Here is a 23,251-nt window from a genome sequence, read left to right on the forward strand (position 1 = left end):
ATGGAGCTGGCAATAGGAATCGAACCTACAACCTGCTGATTACAAGTCAGCTGCTCTACCGTTGAGCCATGCCAGCATTATTTACTTTTTAATTTATGGTGGGCACAACAGGGCTCGAACCTGTGACCCTCTGCTTGTAAGGCAGATGCTCTCCCAGCTGAGCTATGCGCCCATAAGATAAAAAATGGTGACTCCTAGGGGAATCGAACCCCTGTTACCACCGTGAAAGGGTGGTGTCTTAACCGCTTGACCAAGGAGCCATATTAATTTTTCGAAAATATTTTTTAAATGGAGCTGGCAATAGGAATCGAACCTACAACCTGCTGATTACAAGTCAGCTGCTCTACCGTTGAGCCATGCCAGCTAATTTAATTGGCGACTCAGAAGGGGCTCGAACCCTCGACCTCCGGCGTGACAGGCCGGCACTCTAACCAACTGAGCTACTGAGCCATCTTATGGTGGGCACAACAGGGCTCGAACCTGTGACCCTCTGCTTGTAAGGCAGATGCTCTCCCAGCTGAGCTATGCGCCCATAAGATAGAAAATGGTGACTCCTAGGGGAATCGAACCCCTGTTACCACCGTGAAAGGGTGGTGTCTTAACCGCTTGACCAAGGAGCCTTGGTTTTTTATTTTTCGTGACCGTGTTCCCGACCACATAGACTATAATACATAATTTTATATTATGTGTCAACACATTTTTTGATTTTTTTTATTATTATATTTTTATTTAGTGCTAAATCAACAATTTTTGCTCATTATTATAACTTCCTTTTATCTCATTAATAGCCTTCCCAAACCCAGATAACATCCTATTTCTATCCTGTATTTCTTTTTCAATTTTATTGATTTCATTAAAACAAATATTTAAAAAGTTTTCTTCAGAAACTTTATTGATATTTATGCTATACCCTTCTTTTTTGAAGTTTTGTCCTGAAGATAATACTTCTATAGGGAACTTATTATTTACAAATATTAATATTTCTTTATCCCATATACCCCTTCTATTTATCTTATATTTATCTTTTAATACATTTAATTCTATTACTTTTTCATTTATTTCATCTTCCAGGGACTCCAATAATGCCATATAAAAGAATACAGATATTCCTTTTGTCAGTTTAATTTTTAAAAATTGCTTATTGCTTATTAAAAATTCATCAACCTTGTTTTCAGGAATTAATTCTATATCTTCTATTTGAAATGTTTTTAAACCACTTCCTGTAGGATAATTTATTACAGCTTGATCAAAATTCATTCTTCTAATTTGAAAAACTGAATCATAGTCTTCTAGTTCTTTATTAATAACTTTTGCTTTCATAGCTAAAATCACCACTTCTTATAAATATTTTGGCTTTGTTTTAAGTTTATTATTCCTTGCTTTTAAGATTTATATTACTATGTTAGAATTTATTTAAGTAATTTAGAAAACACTTATATAAGTATTACTTTATAATTCATTTAAATATAAGGAGATTAACATATATGATTCATCATGATTTAATAGTTGTTGGCGGTGGAGCTTCAGGATTAATTGCTGCAATAATGGCTAAGGATTTAGGAAAAGATGTCGCTATAATAGAAGCAACTGATAGAATAGGTAAAAAAATTCTTACCACTGGAAATGGTAGATGTAATATATCTAATAATAATATCTGTTCTCCATTTGTTAATTTTCATAGCGAAAATAATAATTTTTTTACTAAAACATTAAATAAATTTACAATTGAAGATACAAAAAATTTATTTTTATCATTAGGTTTACCTATTGTAGAACTTGAAAATGGTAAGATGTTTCCAAAATCACTTCAGGCATCTTCAGTAGTTGATATATTGAGAATGTGTTTAGATGATAAAAATATTCCTCTATACACCAATTGCAAAGTTACAGATATAAGAAAATCAAAGAAATTCACCATTAATACAAATAATGAAGAATTTAAAGAATTTAGCTCTAGAAAATTAATTTTAAGCTGTGGTGGTAAATCTGCCCCTAAAACAGGATCTGATGGCTCTGGATTTAAACTTAGCAAAATACTAGGTCATAATATAGTAGAACCTCTTCCTGGCATTGTTCAGCTTAAATTAGACTATCCTTATTTGAAAGCATTATCAGGAATTAAATTTGATGGTGAAGTAAGTATTCTAGTTGATGGTGAAGTAATTAGAACAGAAAAAGGTGAAGTACTATTTACTGACTACGGAATATCAGGTCCACCAATTTTACAATTATCTTCATATGCTTCAAAAGCACTTTATAAGAACAAAGATGTAAAAATTAGTGTTGATATGTTCCCTAATGAAACAAAAGAAGAAATAGAGAATTTTATATACAGTCATTTTTCAATTTTTAACTATAGAGAAATTTCATCTTGTTTAATAGGTGTGATAAATAAGAAAATGATATCTACTCTTTTAAAGGATGTCGGTATTAAAGATATTCATTCTTGTTGCTCTGAATTAGATTGGAAGTATTTAAGTATATTGATTTCTAGATTAAAAAACTGGGAATTTAAATGCACTGGTACTAATGGATTCTCCAACGCTCAAGTAACACTTGGCGGAGTTAATACTAAAGAAATAGACGATAATATATTAGAATCAAAAATAGTGAAAGATCTTTATTTCTGTGGTGAAATAATGGATGTCCATGGTGATTGTGGAGGATTTAATTTACAATGGGCTTGGAGCTCAGGATGTTTAGCTGGTAAATCTGCTGCTGAAAAATAAATTTTAGTGTTTTAAAAACATAAAGCGATATCAAAGTATAAACATTAAACCCTACTTTGATATCGCTTTATTATCATTAATATTATTTTTTTATCCAATCTGCTTCTAAGAATGTTATTTCAGTTCCCTCATCATTTTTTATTTTATGATAAGTCTTTAAATTATTTTCATCTATTTGTCTTAAAGTCGCTGTTGACGAAATTGTTTTTCCATAAGTAGTTTCTTTAGCAAATAGCACTTTAATTCTATTTAATTCATATTCTTTTACTGTTTCAAGTGGAACTGCTTCAATGGCCCATTCTATATATTTTACGTTATTTACGTGCTTATTAGAGTCTATATCGCTATATCTGATTTGAAACTCTTTAATAAATTGTTCTTCTTCAACCTTTTCTATATCTTCCATTGATACATCATGATCTAAATCACCATCTACCCCATAAAATTCATATTGTTCTTTTTGTATTCTCATAGGTCTTCTCTTTTCAATATTTATTAAAAAGAATAGTGCTAATGCCTCTCCTATTAAAATACCATCTGAATCTTTAATAGAATATTTTCTTAATCCATAGAATTTTTTAAAACCTATAGCTTGTGTTGTTAAACTTATAGTTTCTCCAAACTTAGGATATCTGTACATTTTTATATCATACTTATAAAACACCCACGAACAATTATTCGTTGTACAGTATTCCATTCCTCCGCCTATTAATTCAGACTGTCTACTACCTACATCACATATATAGTTAATAATAGATGATAGCTTACATTTTAAATTTGAATCTACATCATAATAATTAACTTCATATTCTTTACTAAAAATCTTACCCATAATTATAATATTACTAAAGTAAAAATAATCCCTATTTACTGTGTAATATTTCCCCCCTCCTTTATATACATAATATCTATTATACTGCAAATTCTTCCTATATATAATGTTTTTTATACAGCACAGTTTAAATTTTTGTAAATCATAATTTAATAGTAAAAAGGCCATTGCATTTTTGCAACAGCCTCTTCTTTTTAAGTATTATTTATTTAATGCTTCTATTAATTCATCTAAATTAATTCCATGTACCATAGCAGCTTCTTCTATTGTTTCAGCTTGAGCTGATGGACATCCGACACATCCCATACCAAAGCTCATTAAAACTTCAGCCTTAGATGAATCATTTTTAACTACTTCACCAATTGTCATGTCCTTTGTTATCATATTTTTCACCTTCTTATTCATAAAACTCAATTCATACAAATATTATCTACTATGAATTATATTTTATACTAAAAGTAAAGTCAATAACATGAAAACTTAATATTATATACTATCTATTCTTATAGTTTGTTCTCTCTTTGGTCCAACACCTATTATAGAAATCTTAGTATCTGTAAATTCAGCTATTCTATTTAAGTATTTCTTAGCATTTTCAGGTAGTTCCTCATATGTTCTAGCTTCTGCTACACTATCATCCCAACCATCAAATTCTTCATATACTGGTTCACATTTAGCTAGATCTTCTAAACTTGCTGGGAAGTAATCTATAACTTTACCATCAAATTTATATCCTACACATACTTTTAATTTTTCTAATCCTGCTAGTGTATCTATCTTAGTAACAGCTAATGAAGTCAATCCACTTACTCTTGCAGCAGTTTTAACTATAACTAAGTCTAACCAACCACATCTTCTTGATCTTCCTGTTGTTACTCCATATTCATGACCCTTTTCTCTTATCCAATCTCCAGTTTCATCAACTAATTCTGTAGGGAATGGTCCTTTACCAACTCTTGTAGTATAAGCCTTTGTTATTCCTACTGCATTAGTTATCATGTTAGGTCCAATACCTATACCACTACATACACCACCAGCTGTTGTGTTAGATGATGTAACATAAGGATATGTTCCATAATCTATATCTAAAAGCATTCCTTGCGCACCTTCAAATAGTACAGTTTTGTTTTCTTTAATATTGTTATAAACATTAACTGAAGTATCTTGAACAAAAGGTCTTAATTTCTTTGCAAATTCTAAATATTCATTTAATATTTCACTAAAGTTTAAAGGTTCTCCACCTAATACCTTAGTAATATAGTCATTTTTCATTCTTATATTTTCTTCTAATTTTTCTTTAAAAACATCTTCATGCATAAGATCGCAAACTCTTATTCCACATCTTTCAAACTTATCTGTGTAACATGGACCTATGCCCTTTCCTGTAGTTCCTATATCATTTTTACCTCTTGCTTTTTCTTTTAAAACATCTAGTGTTTTATGATATGGCATTATAAGTTGTGCTCTATCACTTATGATTAATTTTTCTGGTGTAACTTTAACTCCTACACCTTCTAAATAATTTATTTCTTCAAATAGAGCTTTAGGATCTACTACTACTCCATTTCCAATAACATTTAATTTATCATCATATAGTATTCCTGATGGAATTAAGTGCAATTTATATTGCTTATCTCCAACTTCTACAGTATGACCAGCATTATTACCTCCTTGAAATCTAACAACAACCTCAGCTTCTTCTGCTAGATAATCTGTCATCTTTCCTTTTCCTTCATCTCCCCATTGGGCTCCTAAAACAATAAATGCTGACATTCGTTTGCCTCCTTAAATACAAGCTTTAATAGCTTTTATGTAAAAATATTTGGATGTTTATTTAATTTTTAAATAACTCTCCTTTTAAATATTAGCAAAGTCAAATCATATGGTCAACTAGGCATCGAATATTTTTTTGATTTTTTTAATAATAATTCGTATAATTGAATTATCATTAGAATTATACCGTTAAATTTTATAAAAACTATTGAGGAGTGTTGGTATGAATATTTATGAAGAATCTTTAAAGTTCCACAAAGAAAAAAGAGGTAAAATAGAAATTAAATCAACTTGTGAAGTAAAAAATTCTAAAGACTTAAGCCTAGCCTATACCCCTGGAGTAGCTGAGCCTTGTAGAGAAATACATAAAAATCCTGATAAAGCATATGAGTATACTAGAAAGTGGAATTCTGTTGCTGTTATATCAGATGGTACAGCAGTGTTAGGACTTGGTGATATTGGACCACTTGCAGCATTACCCGTTATGGAAGGTAAAAGTGTTTTATTTAAGGAATTTGCAGATGTTGATGCATTTCCTATAGTTTTAGATACTAAAGAAGTTGATGAAATAGTTTCTACTATTTGTAATATAGCTCCAACTTTAGGTGGAATTAATCTAGAAGATATTTCAGCTCCTAGATGTTTTGAAATAGAAAAGAAATTAAAAGAAAAATTAAATATACCAGTTTTTCATGACGATCAACATGGAACTGCTATTGTTGTTCTTGCTGGTATGATTAATGCTTTGAAAATAGTAAATAAAAATCTAGACGATATTAAAGTGGTTATAAATGGTGCTGGCTCTGCTGGAACTGCTATATGTAAATTGTTAATATCTTCAGGAGTTAAAAATGTTATTATGTGTGATATAAATGGAATAATTACAAAAGGTAAGGATTCTAATAATTCATATATGGAAGAATTAGCTCAAATAACTAATCCTAATAATGAGAGTGGTAACTTAAAAGATGCAATAAAAAATGCTGATGTATTTATAGGTGTGTCTGCTCCTAATATAGTATCAAAAGAAATGGTTAAGACTATGAATGAAAATGGAATAATATTTGCTATGGCAAATCCAACTCCAGAAATATTCCCTGAAGATGCAAAAGAAGCTGGAATTGCTGTAATGGGCACTGGACGTTCAGATTATCCTAATCAAATAAATAACGTATTAGCTTTCCCTGGCATATTTAGAGGTGCATTAGATGTAAGAGCATCAGAAATAAATGAAGAAATGAAAGTTGCTGCTGCTTATGCAATAGCTAATTCTGTTTCTAATGAAGAGTTAAGTGCTGAATTTATAATTCCTAAAGCATTTAATTTAGATGTTCAAACTATTGTTGCAGATGCTGTGAAAAAAGCTGCAATTGAAAGCGGAGCTGCACAAATATAACAATACTTAATTTAACTAAAATATTAGTTTTTATAAATTAAAGATATAACTTAGAAATTATTCAACAGTTATATCTTTAATAATTATATTTTAATTTATTACAATGCTTTATTGCCTCTTTCACCAGTTCTAATTCTCACACATTCTGCAATATCTATAACAAATATTTTACCATCTCCAACATCTCCAGTTCTTGCAATTTCCGAAATTAATGAAATAACTTCTTCTACCTTATCATCTTCAACAACCATTTTTACTTCTATTTTAGGCAATACATTTGTTATAACTTCACTACCTCTATGATATTCAGTCCAACCATATTGCTTTCCACACCCCATAACTTGGTTGATTGTCATTCCATTAATGTTTTTATTTTTTAAAGCTTCTTTAATCTCTTCAAGTTTTGAAGGTCTAATAACAGCTTCTATTCTCTTCACAATAAATTTCCCTCCTTAATCTAATCCAGTAAATGCAGGATAAGCAGATTCACCATGTTCAACAACATCAAGGCCATCAGCTTCTTCTGAACTTTCAACTCTAATATCACTAAATAATTTCATAACTTTTATAATTAAGAAAGTCATAATTCCTGCAAATATAATTGTTATTATAATGCTTAATATTTGAGCTATAAAAAGACGAGTATCTCCAAATAAAAGTCCATTCCATTGTGCCCCTGAGTTAATTGATGTATTACCAAAAAGACCAGTAGCAATAGCACCCCAAACTCCTCCCATACCATGACATCCAAAAGCATCAAGTGCATCATCATATCCAAATTTTGCTTTTACCCTTCCTATAAAAAAGAAACATATTGGTGATACAAGTGCTCCAATTATAATTGAAGACCAAATTGGAACAAATCCTGCTCCAGGTGTAATTGCAACTAACCCTACAACTGCGCCTGTTGCTGTACCAAGTACTGTTGGCTTACCATGTTTAACTTTTTCAATTAACATCCATGAAAGCATAGCAGCAGCTGCTGAAGTATTTGTTGTCATAAAAGCATGAACTGCAAGCGTTCCAGCTCCTAATGCACTACCGGCATTAAATCCAAACCATCCAAACCAAAGTAATGATGCTCCAAGTACTACAAGCGGTATATTGTGAGGCTTATATGACATCATACCATAACCTCTTCTTTTGCCAAGCATAATACAAGCTATGAGTCCTGAAATACCTGAACTAATATGTACTACATTACCACCTGCAAAATCAACTGCACCTAAAGCTTTAATTAATCCACCATCACCCCATACCATATGAGCCATTGGATAATAAACTAAAATTGACCAAGCTGCAATAAAAATAAATAATGATGAAAACTTCATTCTTCCTGCTAAAGATCCTGTTATAAGTGCTGGTGTTATTATTGCAAACATCATTTGAAATGCAGCAAAAAGCAATTGTGGTATATTACTTGCATATGCAGCATTAGGATGTGCTCCTACGCCAACAAGTCCTAATAAATTAAAACCACCTATTATTCCATGAAAATCATTACCGAATGACAATGAATAACCTATTAAAACCCACATTACAGATGCAAGACCACAACTAAAAAATGATGTCATAATTGTATTTAGCACATTCTTTCTTCTTTCCATACCACCATAAAAAAATGCAAGCCCAGGTGTCATTAAAAATACAAATGCTGAACAAATTATAATAAATGAACTATCTGCTAAATTAATTTCCATAAAAGTTCCCCCTTTAAATTAAAATTACTATTAATTTAAAAACTTTTAATTGCTAGCTTTAAAGTTTTAAATTTTTTTATAATTAATATAAAAAAAAGGAGTTAAAAAACTGCGAATGCATCGCATTTTTTAACTCCATTGTTTATGTTTTATAGTATATTATTCTCATATAATTTTGTCAATAATGTTTTAATATAAAATTTTGATTAACTTTTAAATATAATTTTGCTTACTTTTTATTAATTCATTTAACATCTGATATATTTTCTTACATTAAATATAAATGTTTATTATTTTTTATTACTCTTATATTTCAACATTTGATCATAATATTATAAATCCCATAGTTGCCATTAAATTTTTTAATCATTATAATTTGTAGTTTTTTTAATTTTATTTATAGATTTATATTTTTAAAAATTATTCACACAAATTTTCAAAATACTTATCCACATAAAATTTTTTTGAAATTTATCCACAATTCATAATTAAAAAGTTATCCCCAAAAAAAGTTTGAATTTTTGTCCACAAAACAGAGGGAGCAATATAATTTTTTATTTTTTATGATTAATTAAAAGAAAAACTATATTTATTTTTTTAAATTTTATAATTATATTTTTAATGTGTATTTATATATGCAATAGAGCTCTTAAGTTCAATTACTTAGTCCACTTCGCTTATGCATATATAAATACTCCATTAAAACATAATCTATTTCAGATACACTACATATTTTTAGACTTCTCTGCGCATTTATCCATAGCTTCTATAACACTGCTTCTAAAACCTAACTTTTCTAATTCAACTACAGCATCAATTGTAGTTCCACCAGGTGAACAAACTGCATCTTTTAATTCTCCTGGATGTTTTCCTGTATCTAAAACCATTTTTGCAGAACCCAATACACTTTGAGCTGCCATCTTATAAGCTTTATTTCTAGGTATTCCTAACTTTACTGCACCATCTGCCATAGCTTCTATAAACATAAATATGTATGCTGGTGACGATCCACATAAAGCAATAAATGCATGAAAATCTTTTTCTGATATTTCAACACATTCTCCAAAACTTTCAAATATCTTTTTACATACTTCCATATCTTCTTTAGATACATTTGCATTTGGACATATTGCAGACATTGCTTCTCCAACTAAGGCTGGAGTATTAGGCATACTTCTAATTATTTTATGCTTCTTGCTTATTAAATCTTCTAAATTTTCAATTGTAATCCCAGCTGCTACACTAATTATTAATTTATCTTCAGTTAAATAATCCTTAATTTCATTAATTACATCTTTAAACATATATGGTTTAACAGATAAAATAATTATATTAGAATTTTTGACTACATCTTTATTATTAATGCTAGCATTGATGTTGAATTTATCTTTCATATTGCTTGCTGAACTTTCTGTTTTTGTAGAAACAAATATGTTCTTAGATTCAAAAGATCCTGAATTAATTAATCCTCCAACCATAGAACTTCCCATATTTCCACAACCTATAAAACCAATTTTTCTATCCATAAATTAAGCCCCCATTTTTTTATTTTTATTACATTTTAAATGCGTGTTTTAAAATAACATTTTTAAATTCAATTACTCTGTACACCTACTTATGCATATATCAACACATTCTTAAAACATAGCCTATTTTTAAAATTTTCTCCACTATAATCATAGTATAGCTACTCTTCTATTTCATAAACTAATAATGACATTAGAAGGGAGGTTAATATCTATGAACAATGATTCTATGCTTTGTTATAACTCTTTATTAAATAAAGAAGATTTTATAAATTACTTTTTAGATAAAAAAACCTTAGACTCAAAAATTCCTAAGATTAACTTAAAAGAAACTTATAATTTTTATTATATAGATATATTATTTTCCTCTAATAGGAATTATTTTTTAGAAATCTTCTATAAGAATAATTTTTTAATTTTCGAATTTTATGAATATAATGATGTAAATTATAATTTTAGAAGAATTTATTATTTAGAAGATATTAATATAGAAGAAATCTCTCTTTTCAAAGAAAAAAAAGAAATTAAAATTAATATTCCTAAAGTAAAAAAAATTAGATGTATTTAAAAATAAAATTGCTAAATTGAGCTTTACTAGTTAGAAGTTGAGAAATGAGAGTTGAGAGTTTTAATTTAAAATCAAAGGCTTTAAAACGTATATTTTAAAATTCCAAATAAGAATTTTTTCTTGATTATCAGTATTGTCTTGAGATTTAAACTAAATACGCTCATTCTCAGTTTTTCACTAATAATATATCTTACCTGATATATTATTATTTTTAACTATTGATTTAAAAATAGTAATGTAAATATTTTTATTCTTTATGAATAACATCTAAATTTCCAAATTTACTGAATTGACCAAGCCATGCAAGTTTAGCTGTTCCTACTGGACCATTTCTTTGCTTTGCTATTATGCATTCAGCAATATTCTTATCTTCAGTTTCTTTGTCATAATACTCATCTCTATATAAGAACATAACAATATCAGCATCTTGTTCTATAGAACCAGATTCTCTTAAATCCGATAACATTGGTCTATGGTCTGCTCTTTGTTCTGGAGCACGCGATAATTGCGATAATGCTATAACTGGGCATTCCATTTCCTTTGCCAGCGCTTTTATCGATCTTGATATTTCTGATACTTCTTGTTGTCTATTATCACTACTAGTACTTCCAGACATAAGTTGTAAATAGTCTATAACTATTAAATCTATTCCATATTCCATTTTTAATCTTCTACATTTAGATCTCATTTCCATAACGGAAACCCCTGCTGTATCATCTATATAAACTTTTGCTTTAGATAATGGACCTGTAGCTCTAGCTATATTCTCCCAATCCTTATCATCTAACTCACCTGTTCTAAGTCTTAACATATCAACATTTGCTTCAGAACAAAGTAATTTATATGCTAATTGTTCTTTTGACATTTCTAAAGAAAATACAACTACGCTTTTTCCTTCTCTTAACGCTGCATGTTCTGCTATATTTAATGCAAATGTAGTTTTCCCCATAGATGGTCTAGCAGCAATAAGAATCATATCACCTTTTTGAAATCCTGATGTTTTAGAATCTAAATCTGCAAAACCAGAGCCTACCCCTGTAATTTCACCTCTATTATTAAAAAGTCTTTCTATTTCAAGAAAACCTCTTTCTAAAACGTCACTTAACGGTTCAAAATCCTTTGATGTTTTCTTTTCAGCTATATCAAATATTCTTTTTTCAGCTCCATCTAATACATTTTCAACTTCGCCTTGATTATTATAGCTGGATTCTATTATTGATGTTGAAGCCTTTATAAGTTTTCTTAAAACCGATTTTTCTTCTACTATTTTTATATAAGAAGATAAATTTGCTGTAGTAGGAACTGATGCACTTATTTCTGTTATATAAGTTACTCCACCTGCTCTTTCAAGCATTTCCGTACTTTTTAAGTTTTCTAATAAAGTAATTAAATCTACACCCATATCTTTTCTAAACATATCTAATATAGCTCTAAATATTACTTTATGACCATCTCTATAGAAATCTTCTTCTTCTAAGCTTTCTAAGACTTTAGCAATAGCAGATTTATCTATAATCATAGATCCTATTACCGATTGTTCAGCTTCTATACTCTGAGGTAAAGTTCTCATAACTTGTGATTCCAAAAACAGTCCTCCCTTTTTGAATTTAATAAAATACAATCTAAACTTTAATTTAAAATAAGCTTCCTAGTTCAAGGAAGCCTATTTCATTATTCAAAAACAATATCCATAATTTCTTCTATAGTACTTACTGATTTAACTTCTATATCTTTAAGACCCATTGGAATTTCTTTTTCATTATCTTTTGGAACTAAAACTCTTTTAATTCCTTTTCTTCTAGCACCATATATTTTTTCAAATATTCCGCCTACAGGTTTTATTTTTCCTCTTAAAGATATTTCACCTGTTACTGCTATATCTTGCTTTATAGGTTTCTTTAATAATGCACTTATTATGCATAATGTAATTGCAACCCCAGCTGATGGACCATCAATTTTTCCACCACCTATAACATTAACATGTATATCATAATCTTTTATATCTTTATCAGTTATGGCTCTTATAACTGAAGCTGCATTGAATACAGAATCTTTAGCCATAGAACCTGCTGTTTCATTAAATCTTACTACTCCAGCACCTTTCTTTTTAGCCTCAAAAACATTGGCTTCAATTTCAATAGTTGAACCTAAAAATCCACTTACTCCTAAGCCATAAATATGTCCTATTTCATATTCCTCAGTATTATCAAATATTTCAAAAGGAACATGTCTTCCAACAGACAATACTTCATCTAAATATTCTAGCTTTATTTCAACATTATCTTTGCTTTGCTTTTCTATGTATAATGCATATCCATAAGCATCTGTTAATATATTTACTGCTTTTCTACCTTCAAAAGTATAATTACTAATTTTCTTAGCAACACCTTCTTCTAAAGTAACATTTAATTTTTCAGAAGCTTTTTTAACTATAAGCTCTATATCATCAGAAGATAATGGTTCAAAATAAACCTCAGTAGCTCTAGATCTTAATGCTGGATTTATTTCACTTGGACTTTTAGTAGTAGCACCTATTAATACGAAATCAGCTGGTGCTCCATTATCAAATAAATATTTTATATATTTAGGAGTTGATTCATCATCTGGATCATAATATGAAGATGAAAATTCTACTCTTTTATCCTCTAAAACTTTTAAAAGTTTATTTTGTAATATATGATCTAATTCTCCTATCTCATCTATAAATAATACTCCTCCATGTGCTTCAGTAACTAGTCCTGGCTTTGGTTCAGGAACTCCTGCCTCTGATAGATACCTTTTACTTCCTTGGTATATAGGATCATGTACTGATCCTAATAAAGGATTAGTTATTTCTCTTGGATCCCATCTTAAAGTAGTTCCATCTACTTCAACAAATTTTGATTCATCATCAAATGGAGTAAAATTTAATCTTTTTGCTTCTTTTAAAGCAAGTCTTGCTGCAGTTGTTTTACCAACCCCAGGTGGTCCGTATAATATAATATGTTGAGGATATGGAGAAGACAATTTAGATATTAATGACTTTATAGCACGTTCTTGACCTACTACTTCATCAAAACTATCTGGTCTTAAAAAGCTCATGATATTTTTACTAGTTACTTTTTCATCTAAAGAAATTAAATTATTTAATTTACTCATAGTATTATTATTTTCAATACCTTTTTGCTTTTTAATTACAGATAATTTTACTTCATCAATATACTTTTCTTGTTTCTCCATTATTGCCTGTTCAACCTTCATTTCTATTTTGTTTTGAACATATTTTTTGGCAATCTCATCTACAATCAGTTCTATAATTATTTTTACTTCTTGTTCCAAGTCCTCTTCTTTAGGAATTCCTTTTTTTTCGCCCTCAGATAGTATAGTCTTTAAAGCAAACATTCTATCACAATTATCTTGTGATTTTACATATCTATCTAATTTAAATCTAACAACTCTAGATCTAAATGCACCTTTATCTAAAATATTTTTTGTTACATTAAATAAAGCATCTATTTGAGCTTCTATTGATAAATTCCCACTCATTATACTATTTAATAAGTTTGTTTCTTCATTTGATTTCAAAACAAATCCTCCTTATTATTGTGGAATTATATTTATCTTCATTTTTGTACTAACTTCAGGATATAATTTAACTTCTATATCATAATTTCCTGATAATTTTATTGTATCCATTACTATTTTCTTTTTATCTATTTCAACATTATATTGAGTTTTTATTAATGCAGCTACATCTTTACTAGTAATAGCACCAAATAATTTTCCACTTTCACCTATTTTAGTTTTTATTGTTATTTCTTTTCCCTTTAGCTCTCCAGCTAATTTTTGTGCTGCTTCTATTTCAGCTAATTTTTTCTTTCTTTCATTTTCTTTTTTGTTATTTAAGATATGCATATTTGAATCAGTAGCTTCTTGAGCTAATTTCCTAGGAAATAAAAAGTTTCTTGCATAACCATCTGAAGCCTCTATAACTTCACCTTTTTTGCCTATCTTTTTAACATCTTGTAATAAAATAACTTTCATAGTTAATCTCCCACCTTTAAATATTTTTTTATTGCTTCTTTTAAATCATAAACGACGTCTTCAATTTTAGCGTCTGATACTTTTGCACCTGCAATATTCATGTGTCCTCCGCCCCCTAGGGTTTCTAGAACTATTTGAACATTTACATCCCCAGCTGATCTTCCACTTATATATATATCGTTATTTATTTGTGCTAAAACAAAAGATACATTTATGCCAGATATATTTAATAGTTCATCAGCAGATTTGGCTACAATTACAGTATCCACATTTTTAGGGCATATTGCAATAGCTATATTGTCATTTACTTCTGCAGATTTTATTGCTTCTGCAATAAGTAAATAATTTTCTAAGTCATCACTAAATATTTTTTTGATTTCTATAGTATCTGCTCCTGATTTTCTTAAGAATGATGCTGCTTCAAATGTTCTTACTCCAGTCTTAAATAAGAAACCTTTAGTATCCATAAATATTCCTGCGAGTAATCCTTCTGCTTCAGTTCTAGCTAACTTAGGCTTATCAATCATATATTGAATCATTTCCGTAACCATCTCTGAAGTTGATGATGCATATACTTCTATATAATTTAATATATCTCCCTCAATCATATCAGGACTTCTTCTATGGTGATCTACAATAACCTTTCTCTTAGCATTCATTACTAGTTCCAAATCAGACACGTAGCTTTTATTGTGAACATCTACTACTATAAGCAATGAATCATCATCTAAATCATTTTTTGCTTTTTCTGTGGATATAAATAAATCATCATATTTAGGATCTTTCATTAGGTTATCTAAATAATATTCTATCGCATTTGTATCATTTTGTAATACAATCTTACACGATTTACCTAATTGCTTAATAACACTTGCTAAACCCATAGCTGCTCCAAAGCAATCCATATCAGGATTCTTATGTCCTATAATATAAACATTACTACTTACGAAGATTAATTCATTCAAAGCATGTGCTACAACTCTAGCTCTAACCCTAGTTCTTTTTTCTATTTCTTTAGTATTTCCACCAAAGAACTTTATTTCATCGTTACTTTTAACAACAGTTTGATCTCCGCCTCTACCTAAAGCTAATTCTTTTGCAGTATTAGCATATTTAGCATTTTCTGCTGGAGATATTCCCCCTCTGCCAATACCAATACTTAGTGTAACTTCAATTTTATTTCCTTTATCTATCTTAGAAATCTCATCTAATATTTTAAATTTCTCATCAATCTGTTTTTTTATAAAATTATCTTGAATAGATAGAACATATTTATTAGTATCATATTTTCTTATCATTGCTTTTAAATTATTAGCATATGCATTTATTGTTCTTTCTATTTCTGCAACTAATAAAGGTCTATTACTTTCTTCAGTTGTTTCTAGTGCTTCTGTGAAATTATCAACTTCAATTAACATAACACTTTCTTTTGTAGTTTCATAACCTATTATTTCAGTTACATCATTAAAATACACTAAATATAGTTCTTCATTATCTTCTATATTAATTTTAGTTGCATAAGTATCATATAATTTACCCTTTATCTTTAATCTTTGATGTAAGGTTTCCTTATCACTTAATATGCGTCCTAAATTTATACCTCTAGCTATACTTAAAATATTTTTGTTTAATGATTCTTCCTTAGATTTCAATTCAGTAAATATAGAATTGCTCCATACAATATCACCATTTCTTCTAATTAAAGCTAGAGGATGTACAAACTGAAATATATTACTCTCTATACCCTTATTAAGTTTTTCTATAAATTCATCAATATCATTGTCTTTTTTCCAATAATAATTTAATTGATAAAAATTATCCACTAAGTAAACTAAAAAAATTATTAATGCTATTCCTGGATAATTAAAATAATATAAAATTAATGAAAATAAAATTAATATAATCGGCTTAAGTAACCTCCTCATAGTTGTTACTTTATTCATAAAAAAGCCTCCTAAATTTATTGTTAATCTCTTCTATTATTGATATAGGTCTTAAGCTTACTTAGACTTTTACCATCTCTTTCAACCTCATCTTCAGCTCTAATTCCTAATTCTAAGTTTTCTTTCATAACATGATCAACCTCTGCAAAAGAATATCCTAACTTTTCTGCGAGAACATATAATATACTAATTGCACCTGAAATACAATCTAATATGGAATTACGAGTAACATTACTACCTTTTGTTAATAATCTGAAAAATTCTCCTATAATACATAATAATTGAGCTTTTAAATTTTCTATTATTTTAACACTAGTCATTATATTTAATTCATCTTTTTTCATCTATAATCACCTCACATTTCCCAACCCTGTATAATTATTTTAAATTTTTTTACTTACTAATGCAAGGCATATACATATTTATTTGTATTATTTTTCCATTTATTTATATAATTAAGTATAAATACGTTTAACTTAAAGATTTCTGTGTAATAAAAAACCCCTGATTTCTCAGGGGAGTAATTTTATTACTATTCAGTTGTGAATGGTAATAAAGCTATGTTTCTTGCTCTCTTAATAGCATCTGTTAATTGTCTTTGATGCTTAGCACAAGTTCCAGAAATTCTTCTAGGAAGTATCTTACCTCTTTCAGTAACATACTTTCTTAACTTGTTTATATCTTTATAATCGATAGACTCAGCTTTATCTACACAAAAAGCACAAACTTTTCTTTTAGATCTTCTAGCTCTTCCGCCAGATCTTCTATTATCTTCTCTGCTCATGTTATTCCCTCCTTACCTAAATTAGAATGGCATATCCCCATCATCTACTGGAGTTATGTCTTCTTCAAAGTTCATATCATCAAATGGATTATTTGATGATGAATATTCAGTGTTGTTACCATAATTAGCACCAACATTTCCTGAAGCATTTGATTTACTTAAAAACTGAACTTCTGTAGCAACTACTTCTGTAACATATCTCTTTGTTCCATCTTTTGCTTCATAATTTCTGGTTTGAATTCTACCGCTTATAGCCATTTGGCTACCCTTACTCATGTAATTCGCAGTACTTTCAGCTTGTTTGCCCCATACAACTACAGGTACAAAGTCTGCTTCTCTTTGACCAGATTTAGAATTATACTTATCAACTGCTAATGTTAAGGTAGTTACTGCTGTTCCAGCTCCAGGAGTAAATCTTAGTTCTGGATCTTTCGTCAATCTTCCGATTAAAACTACTTTGTTCATTTAAAACACCACCTTAAACTTCTTCCTTAACAATGATATGTCTGATTATACCATCAGTAATTCTGAATACTCTATCTAATTCTTTTGGTAATTCAGGACCAGCATTAAAGCTAACTAAAGTGTAGTAACCATCGCTAACCTTTGAGATTTCATAAGCAAGCTTTCTCTTACCCCAAAAATCAACATTTTCGATTGTTCCTCCACCATTTTCTATAACACCTTTAAACTTTTCGATGTTTGCTTTTACAGTTTCTTCATCGAATGATGGGTGTTGTATAAATATAGTTTCATACTTTCTCATCATTTTCACCTCCTTTGGACTAACGGCTGTGTTATTCACACAGCAGGGATTTCATTTTCTAATTATATCAGTGTAAAATCATTAATTCAAGTTTTTTTTACTTTTTATACTATTCTTCAGTTTTTATTACCTTTTTTGCTCTTGTTTGAAATTTACTTCTAGGAAGCATTATTATTCTACCGCATCCTGTGCATTTTATTTTTATATCTGCTCCTAATCTAATAATTTCAAACTCATATGAACCACATGGATGCTGTTTTTTCATTTTTACTATTTCACCAAGTTCAAATATTTCTATCATTATAAGTCCCCCTTTTCCATATTAGCACTTACTAATTGAGTCTTAGGATATGGTATTTCTATTCCCTCTTTATCCAATCTCAATTTTATTAACTTTCTTAATTCTCTTTCCATTTCCCATTGCTTAAGAGGTTTACTTTTTCCAATTACCCTAATTGTTACACTTGAAGCGTTTAAAGCATTTACCCCTAATACTTCTATAGGTTCTCCTATATCTTCATTACCTTGTTCAAAGTTTGAACAAACTTCTTTTATTATAGAAATTGCATTATCTATATTTTCCTCATATGCAATATCAACATCTACTATAAATCTTATATTGCCTCTTGAATGATTAGTCACTTCAATAATTGAACCATTTGGAATAGAATGAATATCTCCAGTAAAGTCTTTTATTATTGTAGTTCTAATTCCTATACTTTCAACTATTCCACTAAATTTTCCTACTGTTATATGATCGCCAACACCAAATTGATCTTCAAATAATATAAAGAATCCATTTATCAAATCCTTAATCAAACTTTGAGCACCAAATCCAACAGCTAATCCACCCATACTAGCAAACGTAAATGACAATCCATTAAATAAAGTAGATATTATAGAAGTTATACCTATAAAGTAAACTGAATATTTTAAAACACTCTTCAGCACTTCTCCCAGTGTTTTTGCACGTTGTGAGTCTAGAGATAGCATTGTATTGCTTTTTATTTGTCTTTCAACAAACTTTTTAATTAAGTAATTTCCTATTTTAATAGATATATACATTAATATAAATACACTAAGTATTCTTAATGATTTATTTACTAAAAATTCAATATTATTTAATCCTATTGATATATTACCTAATTTTATCTCCTCTTGACTCCAATTAAATTTTATTAAATAATTAACCATTAATTCAAGCACTCCTAATTTTTAATTTATTCAATTGAAACATATTCACTATTATCTCTTAAATATATATTTTTATATTCAAATTTATTATCTTTAATTACTTCGTTTATCACTTCTTTATCATTAATTCTAACACATATTCCACAACTTTTAGTTATAGAAGTTGGAGTCGGCATTATTTTAAATTCATATTTACTTTCTTGTAAATATTTTTCTGCAGCCATAGCATCAAAAGTATTTTTAAAGACTATTATATAATAATTCATTTTACACCTACCTATATTCATCTATTATTTATACATTATATTATATCTAATTTTAATAAATAATAAATATATATATTGATTATTTATCTTAATACTAAGACTCTATTTTAAATATGTATTTATATATAATACGTATAGTGAAATTGTAATTAAACTTTAAAAATTCTGTTCCACACTACTTATGTATATATCAATGCTCTGCTAAAATAAACCCAATTATAATTATGTACTTAATTTTAATGATTAATTTATCATATTACATTATAATTATATATGACTAAAATTAAAGGGAGATTAAAATGTTATACTTATTTATGATTTTTAAACCATTACTAATAGGTTTTATGACTGGATTTGTATCTGCTATTCCTTTAGGTCCTTCCGGATTAGAAGCTATTAATAGGTCTATTTCTCATGGGTTTAAAGAAGGATATAAAGTATCACTTGGCGCCGTATCAGCAGATCTTTTATATATAATAATAATAAATTTAGGATTATTTAACATGCTAAATAACAATAGAAAGTTTGAAGGATTATTTTGGATCATTTCAGGATTTGTTTTATTGCTGTTTAATAATATGTCTAATAATAAAAGTAATAATAACTTAAATTCTAAATCAATAAATATATCTAATTCACGTTCTTCCAATAGTTTTTTAGCTGGCTTTTTTATAACTTTTTTAAATCCTACTACACCATCATTATGGATTGCTTTAAGTGGTACAATTTTAAGCGTGTGGAGATTACATGGACGAGTTTATTTTACTTTTGCTTTATTAGCAATGATAGTCGGAAGCTTAACTTGGTTTTTTATTCTTAATTTATTAAGCATAAAAGGAATAAAAATGTGTAAAGATGATTTTTGTAACAAAACATCAAAAGTTTTAAATTATTTTCTTTTTATATTAAGTATACTATTTATTATATGGGGATTATTAAAATTTATTTTTTAGAGGTGATATTTTAGTATGGAAGTCTATTTAGATAATTCATCAACGACTTTTCCTAAGCCAAGACAAGTTGTTGATGCGATGTATAATTATATGATTAACGTGGGTGGAAATTCAGGCAGAGGAAATTACGTAAACTCAATAGAAAGTAATAAATTGCTTTATGAAGCTAGAGAAACTGTTTGTAATTTTTTTGGATTTAATAGTTCACAAAATGTTATATTTACTAACAATGTAACTACATCTTTAAATACACTTATCAAAGGTCTTTTAAAATGTGGTGATCATGTTATTACCTCATCTATGGAACATAATTCTGTAATAAGACCACTATTTTATGCAAAAGAAAAGTTAAATATAGAAATTGATATAATAAATGCAAATACACGAGGTTTTGTAAATCCTATCGATATTGAAAATAAGATAAAATCTAATACAAAACTTATAATTCTTACTCAAGCTTCAAATGTAATTGGTTCAATTCAAGATTTAAAATCTGTAGGGGAAATTTGTAAAAAAAATAATATATTTTTTATTGTAGATTCATCCCAAGGTGCTGGAGTGATTAATCTTAATATGAAAGAAATAAATGCAAATGCGGTATGTTTTACAGGACATAAAAGCTTGTTTGGTCCTCAAGGAATTGGCGGATTCATATTAGATAATAAATTAAATGAATCATGTGAATCTTTTATTCAAGGTGGCACTGGCAGTTCATCATACTCGTTAACTCAGCCAGAATTTTTACCTGATAAATTTGAATCTGGTACACTAAACATGCCTGGAATTGTTGGATTAGCTGAAGGAATTAAATATATAAATTCAGTTGGTATCAATAATATTTATGAACATAATAATTATTTATTAAAGCATCTACTTCAAGGTTTATTAAATATAAATGACTTAAATGTTTATGGAGATACAACTGGTAATAATTCTACAACTTGTGTATCTATCAACATAAATAACTTAGATACTTCAGAAACAGGTTATTATTTAGAATGTAATAACATTAAAACCAGAACTGGATTACATTGTGCTCCATTAGCACATAAAACAATTGGTACATATCCTGACGGAACAGTACGACTTAGTATTAGTAATTTTAATTCTATTGAAGATATTGATTATACATTGAAAATTTTAAATAAAATTGCCAAAGATAAATATATATAAAGGTAGCATTGTAGTGGTGTTATACTCATTTTTAGTATTCCTAAGTTTAATTACTTATTCCACCTTTACTTATGCATATATCAATATTGTCTTAAAACAGAGCCTAAAATAGGATTACTTATTTTTAAATGTATTTTAATTTTATTATAAGCATAAATTCTGAATAAAACCTCCCTTTAAAGGAAATAATTTCTTTAAAGGGAGGTTTTATATGAAAAATTCATTTTCTATAGATTCAAGTGTTTCTACTTCATATATAAAAATATGTGATTATTTATTTTCAGAGTTGAAACCAATATTAGACGAAAAAAGGAATATTGTTTTTCTCTGCATAGGAACTGATAGATCAACAGGTGATTGTTTAGGCCCTTTAATTGGATATAAACTTGAATTTTTATCTTATGATAACATTCATATATGTGGAAATTTAAAAAATCCAATTCATTCAAAAAATTTAATTCAAAGAATAAATGAAATAAATATAAAGTTTAATAATCCTTTTATTATTGCAATAGATTCTTGCTTAGGCAAAATAAATAATATTGGGAAAATTTTTATAGATAGAAAGCCTCTTTATCCTGGAAAAGCCTTAAATAAAGACCTTCCAGCAGTTGGAGACATTTCTATAACTGGTATAGTTAATATTTCTAGTAATTTTGATTTTCTAGTTTTGCAAAACACTAGATTATATACTGTTACAATGATTGCAGATATAATTTCAAAAGCTATATATCATTTTACTTTAAAAACAAAATCTACTAATGACTATACGTCAAACAATCATGTAATATCTTTTCCTAACAATTATAATTAATATTATATTTTTATACGCTAAAAATGTAACTACTAAATTTCAAGTTGAAAACCAAGATATAAAGTTGAAAGTTATTATTTTGAGCTTATGTAATTACATAAGCTCAAATCTACTCAAAATTTACTGAATTTAACTTTCAAATAAATTTCCATATCACTTATTGGATTGTTTTTCAAATCCAGTAATTTTATACTTTTCTATAAAAAGAGCTAGTTTGAAATATATTATATTTCAAACTAGCTCTTTTTAGTAATATAGATTATTTATGTTTTTTATTTTCATATTTATTAGCAGCTTCGTTTAATACATAAAGCTCTTCTTCTGAAAGATCATATCTTGATATTCCCTTATCAATTGGTTTTGCATATGTTGTACTTTCTTCTCGTGCATAAATTCCAGTTAATAATATTCCATCATTATTATCATCTAGCATAGCAATTGAAAAACTTAAGTCACTACCTACGTTTTCAAAAGCTTTATATCTCATAATAGCAACTTTTTGAACGCAATCCTTTATCTTTGTTTCTAGCTTACTGCATTCATTTAAAGTATTTTCGGCTGTTTCTCTAATATCATCAATACTATCTAGCTTTTCAAGCAACAATTCTTCTAAGTTTTTACCATTTGTGCCTCTCATTAATCTTCTGTATTTACTTTCTAATTTGTTTATTGAATTAATTAATACAAAAATTAAAATAAATAATAAAACAATTATAACTATCATACCTATAATTAGATATGGTGTTATTTGATTAATTATCCCAAATAATTTTTCCAACTAGGTCATTCCTTTCACTAAATGTTTCACGTG

At 28.2% G+C, this 23,251-nt stretch carries 25 protein-coding genes and 7 tRNA genes; 6 read left to right on the forward strand and 26 right to left on the reverse strand.

Annotated features, from left to right (window positions below):
- Nucleotide 1 precedes the first annotated feature (1 nt).
- From NG901_RS15370 to NG901_RS15405, 8 genes are all read right to left on the reverse strand, one after another.
- Nucleotides 2-76: transfer RNA gene (locus tag NG901_RS15370), tRNA-Thr, on the reverse strand.
- A 20-nt stretch (nt 77-96) separates the two neighbouring features.
- Nucleotides 97-172: transfer RNA gene (locus NG901_RS15375), tRNA-Val, on the reverse strand.
- A 13-nt stretch (nt 173-185) separates the two neighbouring features.
- Nucleotides 186-260: transfer RNA gene (locus NG901_RS15380), tRNA-Glu, on the reverse strand.
- 29 nt (nt 261-289) lie between these two features.
- A tRNA-Thr gene (locus tag NG901_RS15385) sits at nt 290-364 on the reverse strand.
- 9 nt (nt 365-373) lie between these two features.
- Nucleotides 374-450 (reverse strand) — tRNA-Asp (locus NG901_RS15390).
- A gap of 6 nt (nt 451-456) precedes the next feature.
- Nucleotides 457-532: transfer RNA gene (locus tag NG901_RS15395), tRNA-Val, on the reverse strand.
- Between the two features lie 13 nt (nt 533-545).
- Nucleotides 546-620: transfer RNA gene (locus NG901_RS15400), tRNA-Glu, on the reverse strand.
- 115 nt (nt 621-735) lie between these two features.
- Nucleotides 736-1,320: a hypothetical protein gene (locus tag NG901_RS15405; protein ID WP_252216499.1), complete on the reverse strand. Its 585-nt coding sequence runs from the start codon at nt 1,318-1,320 to the stop codon at nt 736-738.
- 164 nt (nt 1,321-1,484) lie between these two features.
- Here NG901_RS15405 and NG901_RS15410 point away from each other — a divergent pair, with 164 nt between their 5' ends.
- Nucleotides 1,485-2,729: a BaiN/RdsA family NAD(P)/FAD-dependent oxidoreductase gene (locus NG901_RS15410; RefSeq protein ID WP_252216502.1), complete on the forward strand. Its 1,245-nt coding sequence runs from the start codon at nt 1,485-1,487 to the stop codon at nt 2,727-2,729.
- Between the two features lie 82 nt (nt 2,730-2,811).
- Here the strand turns inward: NG901_RS15410 and NG901_RS15415 are convergent, their stop codons facing one another.
- From NG901_RS15415 to NG901_RS15425, 3 genes are all read right to left on the reverse strand, one after another.
- Nucleotides 2,812-3,561, reverse strand: a complete 750-nt coding sequence (locus NG901_RS15415) for an acyl-[acyl-carrier-protein] thioesterase (protein WP_252216504.1) — start codon at nt 3,559-3,561, stop codon at nt 2,812-2,814.
- A 201-nt stretch (nt 3,562-3,762) separates the two neighbouring features.
- Nucleotides 3,763-3,945, reverse strand: a complete 183-nt coding sequence (locus NG901_RS15420; protein ID WP_003371961.1) for a DUF1858 domain-containing protein — start codon at nt 3,943-3,945, stop codon at nt 3,763-3,765.
- 102 nt (nt 3,946-4,047) lie between these two features.
- Nucleotides 4,048-5,334 carry an adenylosuccinate synthase gene (locus NG901_RS15425; protein ID WP_252216506.1) on the reverse strand — a complete coding sequence of 429 codons (1,287 nt, stop codon included), beginning with the start codon at nt 5,332-5,334 and terminating at the stop codon, nt 4,048-4,050.
- 223 nt (nt 5,335-5,557) lie between these two features.
- Between NG901_RS15425 and NG901_RS15430 the strand changes: the two genes are divergently transcribed.
- The gene (locus tag NG901_RS15430) at nt 5,558-6,730 is read left to right on the forward strand and encodes an NAD(P)-dependent malic enzyme (protein WP_252216509.1); all 1,173 of its coding nucleotides are present in this window, start codon (nt 5,558-5,560) and stop codon (nt 6,728-6,730) included.
- Between the two features lie 98 nt (nt 6,731-6,828).
- On the opposite strand, the gene NG901_RS15435 is transcribed toward NG901_RS15430, so the two are convergent.
- The 3 genes from NG901_RS15435 to proC all read right to left on the reverse strand — a co-directional run bounded on the left by NG901_RS15435 (nt 6,829) and on the right by proC (nt 9,956).
- Complete coding sequence (locus NG901_RS15435; protein ID WP_252216512.1) at nt 6,829-7,167, reverse strand: P-II family nitrogen regulator; 339 nt, start codon at nt 7,165-7,167, stop codon at nt 6,829-6,831.
- A 15-nt stretch (nt 7,168-7,182) separates the two neighbouring features.
- Nucleotides 7,183-8,430: an ammonium transporter gene (locus tag NG901_RS15440; RefSeq protein ID WP_252216515.1), complete on the reverse strand. Its 1,248-nt coding sequence runs from the start codon at nt 8,428-8,430 to the stop codon at nt 7,183-7,185.
- Between the two features lie 725 nt (nt 8,431-9,155).
- The gene (gene proC / locus NG901_RS15445; RefSeq protein WP_252216518.1) at nt 9,156-9,956 is read right to left on the reverse strand and encodes a pyrroline-5-carboxylate reductase; all 801 of its coding nucleotides are present in this window, start codon (nt 9,954-9,956) and stop codon (nt 9,156-9,158) included.
- 214 nt (nt 9,957-10,170) lie between these two features.
- Here proC and NG901_RS15450 point away from each other — a divergent pair, with 214 nt between their 5' ends.
- On the forward strand, nt 10,171-10,524 hold the full coding sequence (locus NG901_RS15450) for a protein phosphatase (RefSeq protein WP_252216520.1): 354 nt from the start codon (nt 10,171-10,173) through the stop codon (nt 10,522-10,524).
- 247 nt (nt 10,525-10,771) lie between these two features.
- Here the strand turns inward: NG901_RS15450 and NG901_RS15455 are convergent, their stop codons facing one another.
- From NG901_RS15455 to NG901_RS15505, 11 genes are all read right to left on the reverse strand, one after another.
- The gene (locus NG901_RS15455; protein WP_252216523.1) at nt 10,772-12,109 is read right to left on the reverse strand and encodes a replicative DNA helicase; all 1,338 of its coding nucleotides are present in this window, start codon (nt 12,107-12,109) and stop codon (nt 10,772-10,774) included.
- A gap of 86 nt (nt 12,110-12,195) precedes the next feature.
- Complete coding sequence (gene lonC, locus NG901_RS15460) at nt 12,196-14,088, reverse strand: Lon family ATP-dependent protease (protein WP_252216526.1); 1,893 nt, start codon at nt 14,086-14,088, stop codon at nt 12,196-12,198.
- Nucleotides 14,089-14,103: 15 nt separating this feature from the next.
- Nucleotides 14,104-14,547 carry a 50S ribosomal protein L9 gene (rplI, locus tag NG901_RS15465; protein ID WP_252216528.1) on the reverse strand — a complete coding sequence of 148 codons (444 nt, stop codon included), beginning with the start codon at nt 14,545-14,547 and terminating at the stop codon, nt 14,104-14,106.
- A 2-nt stretch (nt 14,548-14,549) separates the two neighbouring features.
- Complete coding sequence (locus NG901_RS15470; RefSeq protein ID WP_252216529.1) at nt 14,550-16,490, reverse strand: DHH family phosphoesterase; 1,941 nt, start codon at nt 16,488-16,490, stop codon at nt 14,550-14,552.
- A 23-nt stretch (nt 16,491-16,513) separates the two neighbouring features.
- Nucleotides 16,514-16,834, reverse strand: coding sequence for a MazG-like family protein (locus tag NG901_RS15475; RefSeq protein ID WP_069680984.1), 321 nt, complete (start codon nt 16,832-16,834; stop codon nt 16,514-16,516).
- A gap of 188 nt (nt 16,835-17,022) precedes the next feature.
- A complete protein-coding gene (gene rpsR, locus NG901_RS15480; RefSeq protein ID WP_252216530.1) occupies nt 17,023-17,274 on the reverse strand; it encodes a 30S ribosomal protein S18 in 252 nt (83 codons plus the stop codon).
- Between the two features lie 21 nt (nt 17,275-17,295).
- A complete protein-coding gene (locus NG901_RS15485; RefSeq protein ID WP_252216537.1) occupies nt 17,296-17,739 on the reverse strand; it encodes a single-stranded DNA-binding protein in 444 nt (147 codons plus the stop codon).
- Between the two features lie 13 nt (nt 17,740-17,752).
- The gene (gene rpsF, locus NG901_RS15490) at nt 17,753-18,040 is read right to left on the reverse strand and encodes a 30S ribosomal protein S6 (RefSeq protein ID WP_252216633.1); all 288 of its coding nucleotides are present in this window, start codon (nt 18,038-18,040) and stop codon (nt 17,753-17,755) included.
- Nucleotides 18,041-18,149: 109 nt separating this feature from the next.
- On the reverse strand, nt 18,150-18,341 hold the full coding sequence (locus tag NG901_RS15495; RefSeq protein ID WP_252216539.1) for a DUF951 domain-containing protein: 192 nt from the start codon (nt 18,339-18,341) through the stop codon (nt 18,150-18,152).
- Nucleotides 18,341-19,234 (reverse strand): mechanosensitive ion channel family protein, encoded by an 894-nt coding sequence (locus NG901_RS15500; protein WP_252216540.1) that lies wholly within the window; start codon nt 19,232-19,234, stop codon nt 18,341-18,343. Before NG901_RS15500 ends, NG901_RS15495 begins: the two co-directional genes overlap by 1 nt.
- A gap of 26 nt (nt 19,235-19,260) precedes the next feature.
- The gene (locus NG901_RS15505) at nt 19,261-19,500 is read right to left on the reverse strand and encodes a putative Se/S carrier protein (RefSeq protein ID WP_252216541.1); all 240 of its coding nucleotides are present in this window, start codon (nt 19,498-19,500) and stop codon (nt 19,261-19,263) included.
- A gap of 299 nt (nt 19,501-19,799) precedes the next feature.
- Here NG901_RS15505 and NG901_RS15510 point away from each other — a divergent pair, with 299 nt between their 5' ends.
- The 3 genes from NG901_RS15510 to yyaC all read left to right on the forward strand — a co-directional run bounded on the left by NG901_RS15510 (nt 19,800) and on the right by yyaC (nt 22,440).
- Nucleotides 19,800-20,453 (forward strand): LysE family transporter, encoded by a 654-nt coding sequence (locus tag NG901_RS15510; RefSeq protein WP_252216542.1) that lies wholly within the window; start codon nt 19,800-19,802, stop codon nt 20,451-20,453.
- Nucleotides 20,454-20,468: 15 nt separating this feature from the next.
- Complete coding sequence (locus NG901_RS15515) at nt 20,469-21,626, forward strand: aminotransferase class V-fold PLP-dependent enzyme (RefSeq protein WP_252216543.1); 1,158 nt, start codon at nt 20,469-20,471, stop codon at nt 21,624-21,626.
- A 211-nt stretch (nt 21,627-21,837) separates the two neighbouring features.
- Nucleotides 21,838-22,440, forward strand: a complete 603-nt coding sequence (gene yyaC, locus NG901_RS15520) for a spore protease YyaC (RefSeq protein ID WP_252216545.1) — start codon at nt 21,838-21,840, stop codon at nt 22,438-22,440.
- A gap of 259 nt (nt 22,441-22,699) precedes the next feature.
- Here yyaC and NG901_RS15525 read toward each other — a convergent pair whose 3' ends face one another.
- Nucleotides 22,700-23,218 (reverse strand): DUF4446 family protein, encoded by a 519-nt coding sequence (locus NG901_RS15525; RefSeq protein ID WP_252216552.1) that lies wholly within the window; start codon nt 23,216-23,218, stop codon nt 22,700-22,702.
- Between the last annotated feature and the right edge of the window lie 33 nt (nt 23,219-23,251).

It is taken from the genome of Clostridium sp. CMCC3677, assembly GCF_023845585.1.
GTDB lineage: Bacteria > Bacillota > Clostridia > Clostridiales > Clostridiaceae > Clostridium > Clostridium aquiflavi.